At 64.2% G+C, this 17,321-nt stretch carries 20 protein-coding genes; 7 read left to right on the forward strand and 13 right to left on the reverse strand.

Features of this window, described 5'->3' with window-relative positions:
• Nucleotides 1-15: 15 nt before the first annotated feature.
• The 6 genes from XH88_RS12560 to XH88_RS12585 all read right to left on the reverse strand — a co-directional run bounded on the left by XH88_RS12560 (nt 16) and on the right by XH88_RS12585 (nt 7,311).
• A complete protein-coding gene (locus XH88_RS12560) occupies nt 16-984 on the reverse strand; it encodes an ABC transporter ATP-binding protein (protein ID WP_271668606.1) in 969 nt (322 codons plus the stop codon).
• Entirely contained in the window at nt 981-1,976 is a 996-nt protein-coding gene (locus XH88_RS12565) for an ABC transporter ATP-binding protein (RefSeq protein WP_271668607.1), read from the reverse strand. The genes XH88_RS12560 and XH88_RS12565 overlap by 4 nt, the downstream gene beginning before the upstream one ends.
• Nucleotides 1,976-2,893 (reverse strand): ABC transporter permease, encoded by a 918-nt coding sequence (locus XH88_RS12570; RefSeq protein ID WP_271668608.1) that lies wholly within the window; start codon nt 2,891-2,893, stop codon nt 1,976-1,978. Before XH88_RS12570 ends, XH88_RS12565 begins: the two co-directional genes overlap by 1 nt.
• Nucleotides 2,859-3,818: an ABC transporter permease gene (locus XH88_RS12575; RefSeq protein WP_271668609.1), complete on the reverse strand. Its 960-nt coding sequence runs from the start codon at nt 3,816-3,818 to the stop codon at nt 2,859-2,861. The genes XH88_RS12570 and XH88_RS12575 overlap by 35 nt, the downstream gene beginning before the upstream one ends.
• A gap of 22 nt (nt 3,819-3,840) precedes the next feature.
• Complete coding sequence (locus XH88_RS12580) at nt 3,841-5,631, reverse strand: peptide ABC transporter substrate-binding protein (RefSeq protein WP_271668610.1); 1,791 nt, start codon at nt 5,629-5,631, stop codon at nt 3,841-3,843.
• A 261-nt stretch (nt 5,632-5,892) separates the two neighbouring features.
• Entirely contained in the window at nt 5,893-7,311 is a 1,419-nt protein-coding gene (locus tag XH88_RS12585) for a M20 family metallopeptidase (RefSeq protein ID WP_271668611.1), read from the reverse strand.
• A gap of 293 nt (nt 7,312-7,604) precedes the next feature.
• Here XH88_RS12585 and XH88_RS12590 point away from each other — a divergent pair, with 293 nt between their 5' ends.
• The 3 genes from XH88_RS12590 (at nt 7,605) to XH88_RS12600 (ending at nt 9,991) form a co-directional block, all read left to right on the forward strand.
• Nucleotides 7,605-8,594 (forward strand): S1C family serine protease, encoded by a 990-nt coding sequence (locus tag XH88_RS12590; RefSeq protein ID WP_271668612.1) that lies wholly within the window; start codon nt 7,605-7,607, stop codon nt 8,592-8,594.
• 36 nt (nt 8,595-8,630) lie between these two features.
• On the forward strand, nt 8,631-9,701 hold the full coding sequence (locus XH88_RS12595) for a phospholipase (RefSeq protein WP_271668613.1): 1,071 nt from the start codon (nt 8,631-8,633) through the stop codon (nt 9,699-9,701).
• Between the two features lie 83 nt (nt 9,702-9,784).
• On the forward strand, nt 9,785-9,991 hold the full coding sequence (locus XH88_RS12600; protein WP_092288893.1) for a hypothetical protein: 207 nt from the start codon (nt 9,785-9,787) through the stop codon (nt 9,989-9,991).
• A 59-nt stretch (nt 9,992-10,050) separates the two neighbouring features.
• Here the strand turns inward: XH88_RS12600 and XH88_RS12605 are convergent, their stop codons facing one another.
• The 5 genes from XH88_RS12605 to XH88_RS12625 all read right to left on the reverse strand — a co-directional run bounded on the left by XH88_RS12605 (nt 10,051) and on the right by XH88_RS12625 (nt 12,849).
• Nucleotides 10,051-10,710, reverse strand: coding sequence for a DsbA family protein (locus XH88_RS12605; protein WP_271668614.1), 660 nt, complete (start codon nt 10,708-10,710; stop codon nt 10,051-10,053).
• Nucleotides 10,711-10,797: 87 nt separating this feature from the next.
• Nucleotides 10,798-11,520 carry an LrgB family protein gene (locus XH88_RS12610; protein WP_271668615.1) on the reverse strand — a complete coding sequence of 241 codons (723 nt, stop codon included), beginning with the start codon at nt 11,518-11,520 and terminating at the stop codon, nt 10,798-10,800.
• Nucleotides 11,517-11,900, reverse strand: a complete 384-nt coding sequence (locus XH88_RS12615) for a CidA/LrgA family protein (protein WP_271668616.1) — start codon at nt 11,898-11,900, stop codon at nt 11,517-11,519. The genes XH88_RS12610 and XH88_RS12615 overlap by 4 nt, the downstream gene beginning before the upstream one ends.
• 34 nt (nt 11,901-11,934) lie before the next feature.
• Nucleotides 11,935-12,417, reverse strand: a complete 483-nt coding sequence (locus XH88_RS12620; RefSeq protein WP_271668617.1) for a PaaI family thioesterase — start codon at nt 12,415-12,417, stop codon at nt 11,935-11,937.
• Nucleotides 12,418-12,420: 3 nt separating this feature from the next.
• Complete coding sequence (locus XH88_RS12625) at nt 12,421-12,849, reverse strand: acyl-CoA thioesterase (RefSeq protein WP_271668618.1); 429 nt, start codon at nt 12,847-12,849, stop codon at nt 12,421-12,423.
• A gap of 103 nt (nt 12,850-12,952) precedes the next feature.
• Here XH88_RS12625 and XH88_RS12630 point away from each other — a divergent pair, with 103 nt between their 5' ends.
• Nucleotides 12,953-13,501 carry a TetR/AcrR family transcriptional regulator gene (locus XH88_RS12630; RefSeq protein ID WP_271668619.1) on the forward strand — a complete coding sequence of 183 codons (549 nt, stop codon included), beginning with the start codon at nt 12,953-12,955 and terminating at the stop codon, nt 13,499-13,501.
• A 46-nt stretch (nt 13,502-13,547) separates the two neighbouring features.
• Here XH88_RS12630 and XH88_RS12635 read toward each other — a convergent pair whose 3' ends face one another.
• The gene (locus XH88_RS12635; protein WP_271668620.1) at nt 13,548-14,045 is read right to left on the reverse strand and encodes a hypothetical protein; all 498 of its coding nucleotides are present in this window, start codon (nt 14,043-14,045) and stop codon (nt 13,548-13,550) included.
• Between the two features lie 191 nt (nt 14,046-14,236).
• On the opposite strand from XH88_RS12635, the gene XH88_RS12640 reads away from it, so the two are divergent.
• Nucleotides 14,237-14,503 (forward strand): PsiF family protein, encoded by a 267-nt coding sequence (locus XH88_RS12640; RefSeq protein WP_271668621.1) that lies wholly within the window; start codon nt 14,237-14,239, stop codon nt 14,501-14,503.
• 100 nt (nt 14,504-14,603) lie between these two features.
• Nucleotides 14,604-15,689, forward strand: a complete 1,086-nt coding sequence (locus tag XH88_RS12645; RefSeq protein ID WP_271668622.1) for an AbrB family transcriptional regulator — start codon at nt 14,604-14,606, stop codon at nt 15,687-15,689.
• Here the strand turns inward: XH88_RS12645 and XH88_RS12650 are convergent.
• On the reverse strand, nt 15,686-16,309 hold the full coding sequence (locus XH88_RS12650; RefSeq protein WP_271668623.1) for a pyridoxamine 5'-phosphate oxidase family protein: 624 nt from the start codon (nt 16,307-16,309) through the stop codon (nt 15,686-15,688). The genes XH88_RS12645 and XH88_RS12650 overlap by 4 nt on opposite strands.
• A 124-nt stretch (nt 16,310-16,433) precedes the next feature.
• Between XH88_RS12650 and XH88_RS12655 the strand changes: the two genes are divergently transcribed.
• Complete coding sequence (locus XH88_RS12655) at nt 16,434-17,318, forward strand: LysR family transcriptional regulator (RefSeq protein ID WP_271668624.1); 885 nt, start codon at nt 16,434-16,436, stop codon at nt 17,316-17,318.
• Nucleotides 17,319-17,321: the final 3 nt, after the last annotated feature.

A 17,321-nucleotide genomic window follows, 5' to 3' on the forward strand; every position in this document is an offset into this window, starting at 1 on the left:
CCCCCTTGCGGTAGCTTAGGCCAGATGACACGCCACGAAATGTCCTCCCGCGCCTTCCTTCAACTCCGGCGCGGCTTCGGCGCAGCGCGGCTGGGCGATCGGGCAGCGGGTATGGAAGTGACAGCCCGAGGGCGGCTTCATCGGGCTCGGTACGTCGCCCTTGAGGCGGATGCGGTTGCGCTTGAGCTTGGGATCGGGCACCGGCACGGCGGAGAGCAGCGCCTTGGTGTAGGGATGCTGCGGATTGCGGTAGAGGTCGCTCGCCTTTGCCAGCTCGACGATGCGGCCGAGATACATCACCGCGACGCGGTCGGAGATGTGCTCGACCACCGAGAGGTCATGCGCCACGAACAGATAGGTGAGGTTCAGCTCGGCCTGAAGATCTTCAAGGAGGTTGATCACCTGGGCCTGGATCGAGACGTCGAGCGCGGACACCGGCTCGTCGCAGACAATCAGCTTGGGCTCGACCGCGAGCGCCCGCGCGATCACGATACGCTGGCGCTGGCCGCCGGAGAACTCGTGCGGATAGCGCCGCATGTGCTCGGCCTTGAGGCCGACCTTGACCAGTAGACCCGCGACACGCTCCTCGCGCTCCTTGGCGCTGGATGCGAGATTGTGGATGATGAAGGCTTCGCCGAGGATCGAGCCGACCGTCATGCGCGGATTGAGCGAGGCAAACGGATCCTGGAACACGAGCTGCATGTTCCGCCGCATCGCGCGCAGATCGCTGCCGCCGAGTTGGCGCACGTCCTGGCCATCGAATACGACCTCGCCATCGGTCGGCTCGATCAGGCGCAGCACGCAGCGCCCCGTCGTCGACTTGCCGCAACCGGACTCGCCGACGAGACCGAGTGTCTCACCGCGATTGACCGAGAACGAGACGCCGTCGACCGCGTAGACGCTGCCGACCTGGCGCGACAAGAGGCCGCCGAGCACGGGAAAATACTTCTTCAGACCGCTGACGCGGAGCAAGGGCTCGCTCATGCCGCGCCTCCTACTTGCGTATCGCCGAGGTGACAGGCCATGCGATGGCCGGGCGCGATCTCCCGCAGCAGCGGCTCCTTTTCGATACAGACATTCATGGCGAACTTGCAGCGCGGTGCGAAGCGGCAGCCGACCGGTGGATTGATCAGGATCGGCACCGAACCGCCGATCGCCTCGAGCCGCGTCTTGTGCTCGCTATCGAGATCGATGCGCGGAATCGAGCGGATCAGGCCCTGCGTGTAGGGATGGCGCGGATCGGCGAACAGAGCGTCGACGCCGGCCTCCTCCACCACCTTGCCGGCATACATCACCACGACGCGCTGCGCGGTTTCGGCCACGACACCCATGGCATGGGTGATCAGCATCACCGCCATGCCGAAGCGCTCCTTCATGTCCTGGAGCAGATCTAGGATCTGCGCCTGGATGGTGACGTCGAGCGCGGTGGTCGGCTCATCGGCGATGACGAGCTTGGGCCTGCAGGCGAGCGCCATCGCGATCATCACGCGCTGGCGCATGCCGCCGGAGAACTGGTGCGGGTAATGGTGCACGCGGCCTTCGGCGTTCGGGATCTGCACCAGCTTCAGCATCTCGATGGTGCGCTCGAGCGCCTGCTTCTTGGTCACAGCCTCGTGCCGGCGCAGGCTTTCGGCGATCTGCTCGCCGATGGTGAGCACCGGGTTGAGCGAGGTCATCGGCTCCTGGAAGATGAAGCCGATCTCCTTCGCCCTGATGTCGTCGAGCTGATTGCTCGTCAGCGGCACCAGATCGCGACCTTCGAAGATGATCTCGCCTGCTGCGATGCGGCCGGGCGGCATCGCGATCAGCTTCAGGATCGACATCGCCGTGACGGTCTTGCCGCAACCGGATTCGCCGACGACGCAGAGCGTCTCGCCCTTGTTGATGGTGATGTCGACGCCGTCGACGGCTTGCAGGATGCCGTCGTCGGTAGAGAAGTGGGTCTTCAGTCCCTTGATCTCGAGCAGCGGCGCCATCAGATTACCCGTCGCGCATCGAGCGCGTCACGCAGACCGTCGCCGATGAAGTTGATGGCGACTACTGCGATGAAGATCGCGCCGCCCGGGAACAGCGCCCAGTGCGGGCCGATGTCGAGAAAGTCCTTGGCATCGAACAGCAGCCGCCCCCAGGTGGGGGTATCAGGCGGAAAGCCGAGGCCGAGGAAGGACAGCGTCGATTCCGCGATGATCGCGGCGGCAACGTCGATGGTGCCGGCGATGATCACCGGACCGAGCGCATTCGGCAGGATGTGCCTCACCACTTGCCGCACCGGGCTCGCGCCGAGTGCACGCGCCGCCTCGACGAACTCCTTCTCGCGGATTGACAAGAACTGGGCGCGAACGAGACGCGCGACCGGCATCCAGCGCAGTCCGCCGATCACGAGCACGATCAGGATGAAAATGCCGCCCTCGGGGCCGAACACCTGCTTCAGCCCGTCGCGGAAGAGATAGATCAGCAGCAGGAGCAGCGGCAATTGCGGCAGCGACAGAAAGAGATCGGTGAGCCACATCAATCCGTGGCCAAGCGCGCCGCGAGACATGCCGGCGAGCGCGCCGATCAGCGTGCCGATGAACACCGACACCAGCATTGCAGCCAATCCGACCGCGAGCGAGATCCGGCCGCCATAGATCATGCGCGCCAGGATGTCCTGGCCGAGGTCGTCGGTGCCGAAGGGATGAGACAGCGACGGCCCTTGCAAGCCTGCGACAATGTCGATGTCGTTGATCTTCACGCGCCAGATGAAGGGACCGACCACCACCGCCAGAATCAGGATAAGCAGCAAGAATGCGCTGACGACGGCAAGCCGGTGACGGCTGTAGCGCCGCCACGTCTCGCGCCAGGGCGAATAGGTGCGCCGCTCAGCGGAGGGAGATGCGAGGGTCAAGCCAGCCATACAGGACGTCCGCGATGAGATTGAACAACACGACCAGGCACGCAAACACGAAGGTCACGGCCATCACGACCGGCGTGTCGTTGGAAAGGATTGAGGAGATCAGCAGCGAGCCGATGCCGGGGATGCGGAAGATCTGCTCGGTGACGATGGCGCCGCCGAACACGGCCGGCATCTGCAACGCGATCAGCGTCACCACCGGGATCATGGCGTTGCGCATGACGTGCTTGACGATGACCTTGGCCTGACCGAGGCCCTTGGCGCGCGCCGTGGTGACGTAGTCGAGCCGGATGACGTCGAGCATCGCCGAGCGTACGAAGCGCGTCATCGACGCCGCCTGGAACAGGCCGAGCACGGCCACCGGCATGATCGCCTGCCGGATCATCTCGAGCACCCAATGAATGCCGGTCGCCTTGATGTCGGTGGAGTAGACAAACGGCAGCCAGTCCAGCGTGACCGAGAAGATCAGGATGAACAGCAGGCCGGTGAAGAAGGTCGGCAGCGAGAAGCCGATGAAGGCGAACGTGTTCGCGATCTGGTCGAACAGCGAATATGGCTTCGTCGCCGCATAGACGCCAACGGGAATCGCGATCAACAGCGCCAGGATCTGTGCCGAGCCGATCACATAGAGCGTGGCCGGCAGGCGCTGGAGGATAAGCGTGTCGACGTTCATCCGGCTGACGAAGGAGAAGCCCCAGTCGCCGTGCACCATGGCGTTCAGCCAATGCAGGTAACGGAGATAGATCGGATCGTCGAGGCCGAACTTCGCCCGAAGCGCGGCTTGCACTTCGGGCGGCACGTTCGGGTTGGTCGCGAGATCACTGAAGGGATCGCCTGGCGCAAGCGCCAGGACGACGAACAGGACAAGCGAAATCGCCAGCAGGCTCGGAACGGCAATCAGAAGGCGGCGCAGGACATACTGGCTCATCGCGGAGAATCCCGGCCTACGATCACGCCTCCCGGTACCAGTCCTGGATGTTGTCGGTCCTGTTGGCCCAGCCCGAGACCACGGGCTTCAGCGAGGTGGCGCAGGCATCCACCACAAGACGGTGCATCACCGGAATGAACACGGTGTCCTGCCATAGCAGGTCGTTGCACTTGATGTAGAGGGCCGCGCGCTTGACCAGATCGGTCTCGGTCTCGGCCGCCGTAATCGCGTCGTCATACTCCTTGTTGACATAACGCGGGAAATTCGGGCCCTGCCACTTATTTTCCTTGGTGGCGACGTTGGCGGAGACATAGCGCCTCATGTGCAGGGCCGGATCCGGTTGGGTCATCGGAATCTGGAATTCCTCGATGTCGGAATAAAACTTCGAGTAGGTGTCGGGGTTGGCGACGTCGGACGAGAAGAACACCGAGGCAACGACGGATTTGAGTTCGACGTCGATCCCGGCCTTTTGGCAGGCCTGCTTGACGATGGCCTGGGTCTTCTGCCGGGGGCCGTTGGTCGAGGTCTGGTAGAGGAGCTTCAGCTTCTTTCCGTCCTTCTCGCGGATGCCATCCGCGCCGACCTTCCAGCCGGCCTCATCGAGCATCTTCGACGCCTTCTCGACGCTGAATTCCCAAGAGGTGTTCTTGGAGACGAACTTCTCGGGCCCGTTGAGATAGTTCGCCGTGGTGCGTCCGGCGCGACCGTAAATCGCCTTCTTGACCGACTCGCGGTCGACGAGCAGCGCCAGTGCCTTGCGGACCTTCGGATCCGAGAGGATCGGGTGCTTGGTCTTCATCGACGACCGCTCTCCATCGACTTCGGTGTTGGGGTCGGTGAAGTTGATCGCGATGAACTCGATGTCGCCACCGGTGGCATAGATCGTCTTGCCCTTACCGCCCTTCTCCAAGCGCAGCAGCACCTCGTCCTCGACCTGCATGTTCCAGGCGAAATCGAATTCTCCGGTCTGGATCACGGCCCGTGCCGCGGAGACGGCATCGCCGCCGCCCTTCATATCGATCGTATCGAAATACGGCCTGTTGGGCATGTGATAGTCGGGATTGAGCTTGCCGCGGACCAGATCGCCCGGCTTGAACTCGACGAATGTGTAGGGGCCTGTACCAACAGGGGCCAGGTTGGTCGGCGCTTCGCGGGATTTCGATCCCTTGTACTCCGCAAACAGATGCTTCGGGATAACGCAGCCGTACGCGCCGACGAAGGCATTGGCCCAGAACGGCGTTGGATTCTTGAACAGGATACGGATGGTAAGGTCATCCACCTTTTCGACCGTCATGTCGGCATAGGTGCTGATGGAGACGGCGGCTGTGGCGGGATCGCTAGCGTATTCCCAGGTGAATACGAAATCATCGGCCGTCAGCGGCTTGCCATCATGCCATTTGACGCCCGGCTTGATCTTCCAGGTCACCGACTTGCCATCGGCTGCGAGGCCACCGTTCGCGGTCGACGGAATTTGGGCGGCGAGGATCGGATTGAGATTGCCGTCGACGTCCCAGCTCGCGAGCGGCTCATAGAAGAGACGCGAGCCGTCCTGATCCTTGGTGCCGGTGGCGAAATGCGGATTGAGCAGGGTCGGACCTTGCCACCACAACAGCTTGAGCGGACCGCCGCCGCCACGCTTGGTCGGCGGATACGGGGTCGGGCTCTGGGCCATGGCGACGCCGCCGATCGAGAGAAGCTGGTTGGCGAGCGGCGCGGTGAGGCCGACCGCGGCCATGCGCCGGATGAAGGCACGGCGATCCATCCGCCCGTCCTTCACCTCACCGATCATTGAACGCAGTTCTTTGTCCAGCATGGTTGTCCCCCGTCTGGTTCCCGTATGGATGCAGGCGGCCGCGGAACGGTCGCCGGGTTTTGACTGGCCGTAGATGGCACACTGAATAGGCCGTACGTCAACTGCGACCGTGTGTGTGCAAACGGACTTCTGGCTTTCTGTTGAGCAAAACTTCGTTCCGCAGCCCAACAGTTCGGCATTCCGGCGTCAAAATCGGCCGGAACGCAAGTTGCACTGCGGAAAATTTGTTCTTCAGATCAGACGAAGTATCGAGATGGAATTCTACGCCACAGACATATTGAGCGGCGGCGCGACGTGGTCCGGCAGTGGGCAGACATAAGGTGTCTTCGCCGTCCGCTTCGTCAGATCGGCCTTCGCGGCCTTGATCAGTTCCGGTTCTGTCAGCGCCTTGATGCCGAGGCCGGCCATGGCCTTGGCTGCCTGCACCATCGCCTTGTGGGCATGCGGACTCTTTCCCTGCGCCACCACCTGCCACGTGTGGAAAGGCGTGCCGATTGCAACCGTGGGTGCGTGAACCTGCACGGTCGGCACCACCCAGCTCACGTCGCCAACGTCGGTTGAACCGACCAGCGGGTTGCGCTTGGCGTCCAGCGGCACCAGGAAGTCGGCCAGCGGCCGATCGGTCGGCTCCATGCCGATTGCGTAATAGACCGAGGCGATGTCCTTGTCGGTCAGCGTCGCGCGGATCTGGTTGGCAAAGCCCTTGTCGGCATCATCGAAATGCGGCGGTCCGAGCTCTTCCATGACCCGATGCAGCGCGTGCTCCAGCGGCGTATTGGGCAGGATGTTGGAGACCGCGGAGATGATCTTCATCTCGACCTTGGTCTCGGTCATCAAGGCCGCACCTTCTGCGATCTTGCTGACGCGCCCGACCAGCTCGTTCATGCCGGGAAGGTCGCGGGCGCGAATGGAGTAGCGCACCCGGGCATGGGCCTGCACCACGTTGGGCGCAATACCGCCGGTGTCGAGCAACGCGTAATGCACGCGCGCATCGCTCGGCATGTGCTCGCGCATATAGTTCACACCGACATTCATCAGTTCGACCGCGTCGAGCGCGGAGCGGCCGAGATGGGGCGAAGCCGCCGCATGCGAGGTGCGCCCGGTGAAGATGAAGTCGGCCCGGGTGTTGGCGAGCGACGGCGTCACCGCGACTTCCCAGAAGCTGTGCGGATGCCAGGTGATGGCGATATCGGCGTCCGCGAACGCGCCGGAGCGCACCATGAAGGCCTTGGCCGCGCCGCCCTCTTCCGCCGGACAGCCGTAATAGCGCACGCGACCGGGCACCTTGTGTTCGGCGAGCCAGTCCTTGACCGCGGTCGCCGCGAGCAGCGCCGCGGAACCGAGCAGATTGTGACCGCAGCCATGGCCATGGCCGCCGGTCTCGACCGGACGATGCTCGGCAATACCGGCCTCCTGGCTGAGGCCCGGGAGAGCATCATATTCACCCATGAACGCGATGACCGGACCACCCTCGCCCCATTCGCCCATCACAGCGGTCGGAATGCCCGCGACCTTCTCGGTGATACGGAAGCCCTGGTGGCGCAGTTCGGCGAGATGCTCGGCGGCGGAGCGCGCCTCGGTGTAGCAGACCTCGGGCATGCCCCAGACCTTGTCGCTGAGGTCGATGAATCGTCCCTTGATCGTGTCGATGCCACGCCAGATGTCGCTACGGTTATCCATTGCTTCGGTCCGTGATCTCTTGGTCGAACGAAGCGGCAATGGTTAGCAGCTTCACCCGTCAACGACCAGCGGCTCGCCGGACATCAGCCATGCGGCCCGCGCGACCAACCCCGGTCCGGCGCTGGCGACGCTGAGCCGCGGCAGTTCCTGGTACGATCGCTGAATTGGGCCGAAGCGTCCGGAATAGTTGAGGTCAAGTCTTTCAAGACGACCGCCCTCGGCCTAAATTACCTCTCCTTCGCGCGCCTCCTTCTTGCGGCGAAGGGACCGCGCTCGCAGATCAGGAGACCTCCATGCCCGCTCTGACCGAATGGAGAGTGCCGCCAGCCAATCAGCCGCGCGCGAGCGACTACGGTTTCGACCTCGATCGTGCGCTCGCATCCGTCGTCGGACTGCACGCCATCATCCCGCCGGACGCCTTTAGCGCCGAAACGCTCGGCACCGAGCGCGCCGGCAACGGCGTCGTGATTGACGACGGGCTGGTGCTCACCATCGGCTATCTCATCACCGAGGCGGAATCGGTCTGGCTTCATCTCGGCGACGGACGCGTCGTGGAGGGGCATGTGCTGGGGTTCGACGCGGTCACCGGCTTCGGCCTCGTGCAGGTTCTCGGCCAGCTCGACATCGAGCCATTGCCGCTCGGTTCGTCTGCGGATATCAGGCTCGGCGACCGCGTCGTGGTCGGCGGCGCCGGGGGACGGACGCGATCGGTCGCGAGCCAGATCGTCGCCAAGCAGGAGTTCGCCGGCTACTGGGAGTATCTGCTCGACGAGGCCTTGTTCACCTATCCCGCCCATCCGAACTGGGGCGGCACGGGGCTGATCAACGAGCGCGGCGAATTGATCGGCATCGGCTCGCTCCAGCTCGAGCGTGAGCGCGACGGCAAGGCCGAGCATGTCAACATGGTCGTGCCCATCGACCTGTTGAAGCCGATCCTCGACGACCTCCGCAAGTTTGGCCGCGTCAACAAGCCGGCGCGGCCGTGGCTCGGGCTCTATTCCACCGAGATCGACAACCGCGTGGTGGTGATCGGGATCTCCGCCAACGGTCCGGCCGCCCGCGCCGAGCTCAAGACCGGCGACATCATCCTCGCGGTGGACGGCGAGAAGGTCACGAGCCAGACGGCATTCTACAAGAAGATGTGGGGGCTCGGCGCCGCCGGCGTCGATGTGCCTCTCACCGTGCATCATCAAGGCACCGCGCATCATGAGGGCGTCACCTTCGACGTCACCGTGACGTCGACCGACCGTTTCAAGCTACTGAAGGCGCCGAAGCTGCACTGACAAAGATTGAACCGGCTCCAAGCAGAGGAAGGGGCGATGACCGAGGCCGTCGTTGACGACATCGTGGCCGTGCTGCCGCCGCTGCTCAATGCGCTGGAAGCGCTCGGCTACTTCGCCCGGCATTTGCATCCGCCGGCGTTCGGCTCGGTGATGAACGCAATCGGCGCGCCGGATGATACGCTCCGGTCGGCACAGGCAACGATCGGCGGGTGGCCGGAGCAATTCGCCGAACTTCGGGAGCGACTGGATCGCGCCTGCAACGAGACGCTCGCCGCCTTTGCCGGCATCCGCGACGTTGAGCGCGGCAATGGCGATCTCGTCGCTGTGTTCCGCGCGCTACGCCATCTGCCGCGCGCGCAGGAGGCTCTTTATCCGCTCTCGGCGCAGTTTCCGCCGGTGAGCAACTTCTTCCTCAATGCGGCCAATCGCGACAATGAGGCGTTGCTGGCGCGGCTGGAGGTCGGTGCCAGCGAGCACACCGGCATCTTCCACGATCACAACGAGCTCGGCAGCCGCGGCGGCTTCTCGGTATATGTGCCCGAATATTATACGGCCGATCGCACCTGGCCGCTGGTCGTGGCACTGCATGGCGGCAGCGGCAATGGCCGCGGCTTCCTATGGAGCTGGCTGCGCGATGCGCGCAGCCTTGGTGCAATCCTGGTGGCGCCGACCGCAACAGGACAAACCTGGGCGCTGATGGGCGACGACACCGACACGCCCAACCTGATGCGAATCCTCGAAGCCGTGCGCAGCCGCTGGTCGGTCGATGCCTCACGCATGCTGCTGACGGGCATGAGCGACGGCGGCACCTTCTGCTATGTCAGCGGACTCGATGGCACCTCGCCCTTCACGCATCTCGCACCGGTGTCGGCGACCTTCCATCCGCTGATGGCGGAGGTGGCGGACGCCGCGCGTCTGCAGGGACTGCCTGTTTTCATCACCCACGGCAGGCTTGACTGGATGTTTCCGGTGCAGACCGCACGGCAGACGCAAGCCGCGCTCGCCGCGGCCGGTGCTGACGTCACCTATCGCGAGATCGACGATCTCAGCCACACCTATCCGCGCGAGATCAACGCCGAGCTGCTGGCGTGGCTGAACGGGGCGTGAACGAAGCGACCTTAACCGCGCCGCACTGCCGCGGAACCATCACTCCGGGACCAACGTTATCGGTCCGTCACCGGAGGTTCGCCATGCAGACTTTTTTCGGAATGATCCTGGGCGCGCTGCTGCTCGCTTGCGGCGTCTATATCTACGACTCCATGCAGACGTCGTCGGTCGCCAATGGTGAAGTCGCGATCACCAACCGCACCATCGTGAACTGGGATGTCGCAAAGGCCGATTGGGACGCGTTGCGCGACCGCGCGCACAAGGACTGGGTCCGCATCTCATCGAAGTAACGAGCACAATGAACAAGGCGCCGTCGCGGCTCCGCGGCGGCGCCTTTGCTTGTCCGTAATCAGTTCATCTTGGCCTTGCGGGCATCCGCGATGACCTGCTCGAACTCGTTCATGCTGAGCGCGCGTGGAATGCGGTACTTGCCGACGATGAAGGACGGCGTGCCGCGGAAGCCGAAGGCCTCGGCCTGATCGTTGTTGCGCTTGAGGATCGCGTCGATGTCCTTGCCGTGCGCGGCGAGGTCGCTCTTGAGGCGGTTCATGTCGACGCCGACGGATGCGAGCAGTTCGTTGATCCGCGACTCGGTCAGGCGCGAGCTGACGCCCATCATGGCGTCATGGGCCTGGTGGTACTTGTCCTGAAATTTCGCGGCGAGCGCGATCCGGGCGGCCGTCACCGAGACGGGTCCGAGGATCGGCCAGTCCTTCAGGACCAGCCTGACCTTGCCGTCGTCCTGGACGACCTGGCGCAGCTCTGGCTCGAGCTTGCGGCAATAGGGACAATTGTAGTCGGACCATTCGATGATGCTGATGTTACCCTCGGGATTACCGGCGACGGGAACATCAGGGTCGCGCAGCACCTTGGCTTCGGTCAGCACCTCGTCATCACCCGTCGCTGCGGCGCGCGCCAGCGTCACCCCGCCGGCCGCGAGCGCACCCGCCCCGATCAACGTCAAAGCGACGCGCCGCGTCGGCTCAAGGCCCCTATTCCTGAATCCCATATCTCGTCCCGTTTCGGTCCCATTTCCGCACATACGCCTGGGAACTGGCACTTGTTACGCTCCATATAGAGAGTCGCAGCGGCGATGTCATCGCACCAGCAGGGTCACCACCAAAGGGACCAGGAATGACGTCACCAAAGCGTTCAGGCTCATGGCGATGCCGGAGAAGACGCCGGCGATTTCATCGACCTGAAACGCGCGGGCCGTGCCGATACCGTGCGCGGCAAGACCAGCCGCGAAACCGCGGGCGCGGAAATCGGTCACGCCGGTGCGGTTCATCAGCGGCGTGACGACGATCGCCCCCATAATACCGGTGAGGATGACCGCAACCGCTGTCAGCGACGGATCCGCATGCAGGGATTCGGCGATGCCCATGGCAACGCCGGCCGTGACCGATTTCGGCGCCAGCGCGAGCACCACGTCACGCGGGAGCCCGGCCAACTCCGCCAGCAGGACAACAGACACCACTGCCGTCACCGAACCCGCGGCCAGCGCCACCAGCATCGGCACAATGGAGGAGACAACGCGCTTGCGGTTTTCATAAAGCGGCACGGCGAGCGCCACGGTGGCAGGCCCGAGCAGGAAGTGCACGAACTGCGCGCCGGCGAAGTAGGTGGTGTAGGACGTGCCTGTTACGAGCAGGAACGCGCCGATGATCCACATCGCATGCAGCACGGGATTGGCGAACGGATGCCGCCGCGTCGCCAGCGACACCGCGTCCGTGGTCGCATAGACCAGCAGCGTCACCGTCAACCAGAGCAGCGGCGACTGCGAGAGATAGACCCAGAGCGAGAACGGATTGTCCTTCATCTGAGGTCCTGCTGTTTCAACAGGCCACTGACCAGGCGGAAGGTCAGGACGGTGGCAAGCAAGGTGAGAACCACCGAGAGTGCCAGCACCAGGACAATGGCGATGCCATGGGAGGCGAGCAGATCGAGCTTTTGCACCACGCCGACGCCGGCAGGCACGAACAGCAGCGAAAGATGAGCCAACAGGCCCTTGCTTGCGGACTCCACACCGTCATCGCGCAGCGGTCCGCGCGCGAGCGACGCAAAGCGATCGCGGGCCAGCAGCAGGATCAGGAGCAGCAGCAGGCCGAGCACGGGCCCTGGCAGCGGCAGGCCGAGACCGCGGACCACGGCCTCGCCGATCAATTGGCAGAGCAGGATAAGGCTGAGACTCGCAAGCATGGCGCATCAAGGGATGCGCCGCCGGGGTTGTCAATCACCGCTCGGCGCGGAGGCCGCGCGGTTCGGGCGAAGCCGCGACGCGGGGCATCATCGCCATCAGCGTTCCGCTCATGGCGGCGATCAGCGTGGTCTTGCCTTCGTGCTCGGCAAACGCCCTGGCTTCGCAGAAGGTGAGCGTACGGCCGGGCTTGACCACCTCGGCCTTGAAAACGAAGCGCTCGCCGCGGGCGGGGGCGAGCAGCGTGGTCTTGAACTCGACGGTGAGAATATCGGCCTCGGACGGCATCAGCGTGAAGGCGGCGACGCCGCAGGCATTGTCGAGCCCCGCGGTGATGATGCCGGCGTGAATGAAACCGTTCTGCTGCGTAAAGGTCGGCGAATGCAGCATGGCCAGTTCGACCTCGCCCGGCGCCAGGCGGACGATCACGATGCCGAGCGTACGCATCGCCGGCTGGCCCTCGAACATGGCGATGGCCGCCGCACGGTAGCCCGGATTTTTCGGCTCGAACGCCGCCATGGCTCAGGCCTGCGCCGGTTCGACAAGATGGCGCAACGCGATCTCGCGAATGGCGTCGGTGAAGAGCGCAGATTTTCGGAGGCTGCGGTCCATATGCACGGCCGTGATGTCACAGAACGCAGCCATTTCGCCCGACTCGGCGTTCGTCATGTCGTGCCGGAAGCGGATCGATTTGCCGCGAAGCTCGAGCAGGTGACTGCGGACTTCGATGATATCGCCGGCGAGCAGTTCGCGTCTGTAGGTGATATTCTGCTGCACCGCCGCCATGCCGCGGCCGGAGGCGCGCAGATAGCTCGGCGTCAGCCCAAGCCGGGCGAACAGATTCCAGTTGGCCTCGTCGAATTTGCCGACATACCACATGATGTTCATGTGACCGACATGATCGCACTGCCATGGATAGACCGTGCCGCGATAGGTCGCCTCGTGCTCCATCGTCATTTCCTGCCCTGGCCCGTGTTCTTGGTCTTGATACGGTAGCGTATCATGAGGCAGGCGCGTTAGCAATACGGCAGCGTATCAAGAGCGGGCTTCCTTCATGAGTGACGGCAAGGGCGATGTCTGGGTCGAGGCTGGGTTTAGCGAGCTCGCCCGCGCAGGCGTCGAGGGCGTGCGGGTCGAAGTGCTCGCCAAGAATCTCGGCGTCACCAAGGGCGGGTTCTACCGCCGTTTCGCCGACCGCGCCGCGCTGCTCGAGGCCATGCTGGTGCGCTGGCGCGAGGGTCGCGCAGCGTCCATCGCGCAGCAGACCAGTCTCGACGGGCAAGAGCCCCGCGAGCGGCTGAGGGCGGTGATCCAGCTCTATTCCGAGCGGCTCAATCCGGAAGGCATGGCGATCGAGCTCGCGATCCGGCAATGGGCGCGCTCGGACGAAAACGCGGCAGCGGCGGTGGCCGGCGTGGATGCGGCACGGCTCAAGCATGTGGCCGAGCTCTATCGCGCGACCGGCCTCGAGTCCGAAGAGGCCGAGGCGCAGGCCTTCCTGTTCTACTGCTTCATCTTCGGCCAGAGCCTTTTGTTCATCGAGCGGGGCCCGCGCAAGCGGTCGCAGCTCGTGGCGAAATCGGCCGAGAAGCTATTGGACTAAGCAAAATGGCCGGAGCTTTGCTCCGGCCATCGCGTCTGTTGGAAGCTCAGGCAGCGCCCTTCAGCTTCTTGTTGCACTCGCTGTAATAGCCGCCGCCCTTCTGGATCCACTTCATGCCGCCATTGCCATTGGTAGCCTTGTTGGCGTTGTACTGATCGACGCAGGTATGGAGGCGAGCCTTGCCGGCGGTCTCCTTGGCATATTTCGGATCGACCGCGTTCGGGAAGATCGCAGGGCCCGAAGGCAGGGTCGGCGCCGGAGCTGCGGCAGGAGCAGCCTCCTTCTTCGCCTGCTTCGGCTCGGCAGCGGGCGGCGGCGCAGCCGGTGCCGCGGCAGTAGGCGCGGCCGCCGGCGTCGCATCCGCCCCGCACTGGGCCTTGCGGAAGTCGTTCCACTTCATGGTGCCGAGCGAGCCGTCCTTCTTGGCGGCCTGGTATTTCGCGCTGCACTCCTGCGTGGTCAGCGCCTGCGCCGGCGCACTCGCGATCAGCGCGGCAACGCCCGATGCTGCAATCGCACACAACAATTTCGCTTGAATGGTCATCCTTGGTCTCCCTCAGGCAGACAAAAACGGGATTACTATCCTAACGGGTCCCGCACTTCCGACAAGGAAGCGATGGCAATCGACGCCAAAATATAGTGATGCCGCCGTTGAGATTATTCATGTCGCGTTCAGCAATACGGGCCGACGGTCGCGTCCTCCGCAATTCTCCCAAGAAGGAAGAGTGCAACATCATGACCCTCGCCTCCCGCCTCGCCGTCGTCGCCATTGCCTCCCTGTTCGCCACCGGCACCGCCTTCGCACAGACCGCAGCGCCGGCGGCCAAGACCGATGCCACCACCACCGAGAAGAAGGCGCCGAAGGAGCGCTCGGCCGAATCGCTCGAATGCTCCAAGCAGGCGGATGCCAAGGGCCTGCACGGCAAGGAGCGCAAGAAATTCCGCTCCGAGTGCATCAAGAGCGCCAAGGCCGGCACTGCTCCCGCCGCCGACAAGAAGTAAATCCGTCACAATTCACCGCCGGCCTTCGGTGAGGGGCGCACGCATTGCGGCATGACGAGCCTGCAATTGTGCACCTCTCGCCGATTTGCGATAAGGCGGCGTGAAGCAAATCACCGCCTCCCCGCCGTTCGAATGGCCGAGCCGTGCCAAGGTCTTGAGGACCGCCGAAACGCTAGTTGTCGGCGCGGCGGGCGGTCTCGTCTTCCTTGTCGCAGGCCTGCCGGGCGGACTGATCTCGGGATCGATGATCGCGGTCGGCATCGCCGCGATTGCCGGACGCCAGCTTGCCATCCCGCCGCTCCTGACCCAGACCGTGCTGGTGCTGCTCGGGATTTCGCTGGGCTCCGTCGTTTCACGCCATCTGATCCAGCAAGTCAGCGCCTATCCGCTGACCATCGGCCTGTTGGCGCTCGCCACCTTCTGCTCGACCTTCGGTTCGAGCTATTACCTTCAGCGCGTCCACGGCTGGGACCGCACCTCGGCGTTCCTCGCCGGCAGTCCCGGCGCGCTGTCGCAGATCACGATTCTGGCGGTCGAGCGCGGCGCCGACCTGCCTGGAATCGCAGTGGTGCAGACCATGCGCGTGATCATCCTGACCGCAGCCCTGCCGATGGTGCTGGCGATCGCGGGCGTTGCCCCTTCCGTCGCGCCGTCGCTCACGACAACGATCGCCTCGCCGCTCGATCTTCTCGAACTGGTCGCAGCTTCCCTCGCGACATCGCTCGTGCTGCGGCTGATCAGGTTTCCGGCGAGCTGGATGTTCGGCGCGATGATTGCCTCCAGCGTGCTGCACGGCGCGGGCTGGGTTGAAGGTGGCCTGCCGAACTGGGTGCGCGGCGTCTCGCTGGTCGGCATCGGTGCCCTGATCGGCAGCCGCTTTGCCCGGATGCGGATCAAGACGCTGACCGGTCACATCAACGCGGCGCTGGGATCGTTTGCCGTCGCCATCGCCGTCTCTGCCATCTTCGTTGGCATCGTCGCGCTCACGACTCAGGTGAAATTCTCCGACGTGGTCGTTGCGTTCGCGCCCGGCGCGATGGACGCGATGCTGGCGCTGGCGCTCACGCTTCACATCGACCCGATCTTCGTCGGCGCCCATCACCTCTCACGTTTCGTGTTCGTGACGATCGCGACGCCGGGCATCGTGCACCTCTTCGGCCGCACGCAGGACGACGTGGACGATTAGCCTGCGGTTGTCCGTCCTTTCAGCGCCGCCACCTCCGCCTCAAGCTCCGCTATCCGCTGGTCTCTTGCCGCTAAGGCCGCCGCAACATCCGGGGCGTCGAACTTCTGCGGAATGTGCTGCGGGCAGTTGGTGTCCCAGGCAGCGATCTTGAACAGAATCACCTGCTCTGGGCGCGCGCGATAGCCTTTTGGCATCAGCGCCTCCGTCAGCGTATCGTCGTCCTCCACCACGCGAGCTTCGCCCCAGATCTTCACGCGTCGGCGGTGGACGTAGTCCATCACGAAGATGTAGGCCTTGGGGTTCTCGGAGAGATTGCCCTGGGTCAAGTATTGCTGGTTGCCGGCATAGTCGGCGAAGGCGAGCGTCTGCTTGTCGAGCACCTTCAGAAACCCCTTCGGGCCACCGCGGTGCTGGATGTAGGGCTGGCCGTCGGCGGACGCCGTGGCGAAATAGAAGCTGTTGGCATCGGCGAGGAAGGCCTCCAGGTTCTCGTCGACCTCGGTGCGCCAGCCGCGCTGCTCGGCGCGAGCATAGGCCTCGCGTGACCCCTTGCGCGCCTGGATGGCCTTCACAGCGGGGGTGAAGGCCACGTCGCTGGCATAGGTCTGAACACCGGTCATCGGATTGTCTCCTGAAAACTTCCGGCGCATCGCTGCGTCTTTCGGCCGTCAAGTTGGGGCCTTTCGGCGTTCAAAACAATCAGATCGCTTGACACTTCATCGTTGCGTCTTATGCAATAATACCATGGACCGCCTTGAAGCCATGCACGTCTTCGTCACCGTCGCCGATCTCCGCGGCTTTGCGCCGGCAGCGCGAAGACTGCAGCTGTCCCCATCGGCGGTGACCCGGCTGATCGCGGCCCTGGAGGAGCATCTCGGTGCGCGGCTGCTGCAACGAACCACCCGGCAGGTGAGATTGACTGACGTCGGCGCGCGCTATCTCGAACGCGCACGGCGGATCCTCGCCGACGTCGAGGAGGCCGACGGCTCGGCACGGGAGGAGCGCAACCGGCCAAGCGGACGGCTGGTGGTATCTGCTCCGGTCGGCTTCGGCCGGCTGCATGTCAGCCCGGTCATGACCGATTATCTCAAGCGCTATCCCGAGGTTGCCTGCGAACTGAGGCTATCGGACCACCTCGTCAATCTGGTGGAAGACGCCGTCGATGCCGCCGTCCGCATCGGCCACCTCGCCGATTCCTCGCTCGTCGCGCGACATGTCGGCGAGATGCGGCGGATCACGGTGGCTGCGCCCGGTTATCTCAAGCGCCATGGCGAGCCAAGGGCGCCCGGGGCACTGCACGAGCACCAGACAATCCAGTTTGGCCCGTCGGCGAGCTGGCGTTTCGTACAGGACGGCCGCGACATCGAGGTAACCCCGTCGCCGCGCTTTACCAGCAACAGCGCCGACGCCGCCCTGCAATATGCCGAGGCCGGCGGCGGCATCACGCGCGTGCTGGCCTACCAGGCCGCCGAAGGCCTGAAGCGCGGGCGGCTGAAAATCCTGCTGGCGAAATACGAGCACCCGACGCTGCCGATCCACATCGTCTATCCGACGTCGCGTTTGCTCTCGGCCAAGGTGCGCGCGTTCATCGACCTCGTGGTCGAAACGGCAGATTGGAAGTTCGGATAAGGG

The sequence above is a fragment of the Bradyrhizobium sp. CCBAU 51627 genome, assembly GCF_028128765.1.
Classification (GTDB): domain Bacteria; phylum Pseudomonadota; class Alphaproteobacteria; order Rhizobiales; family Xanthobacteraceae; genus Bradyrhizobium.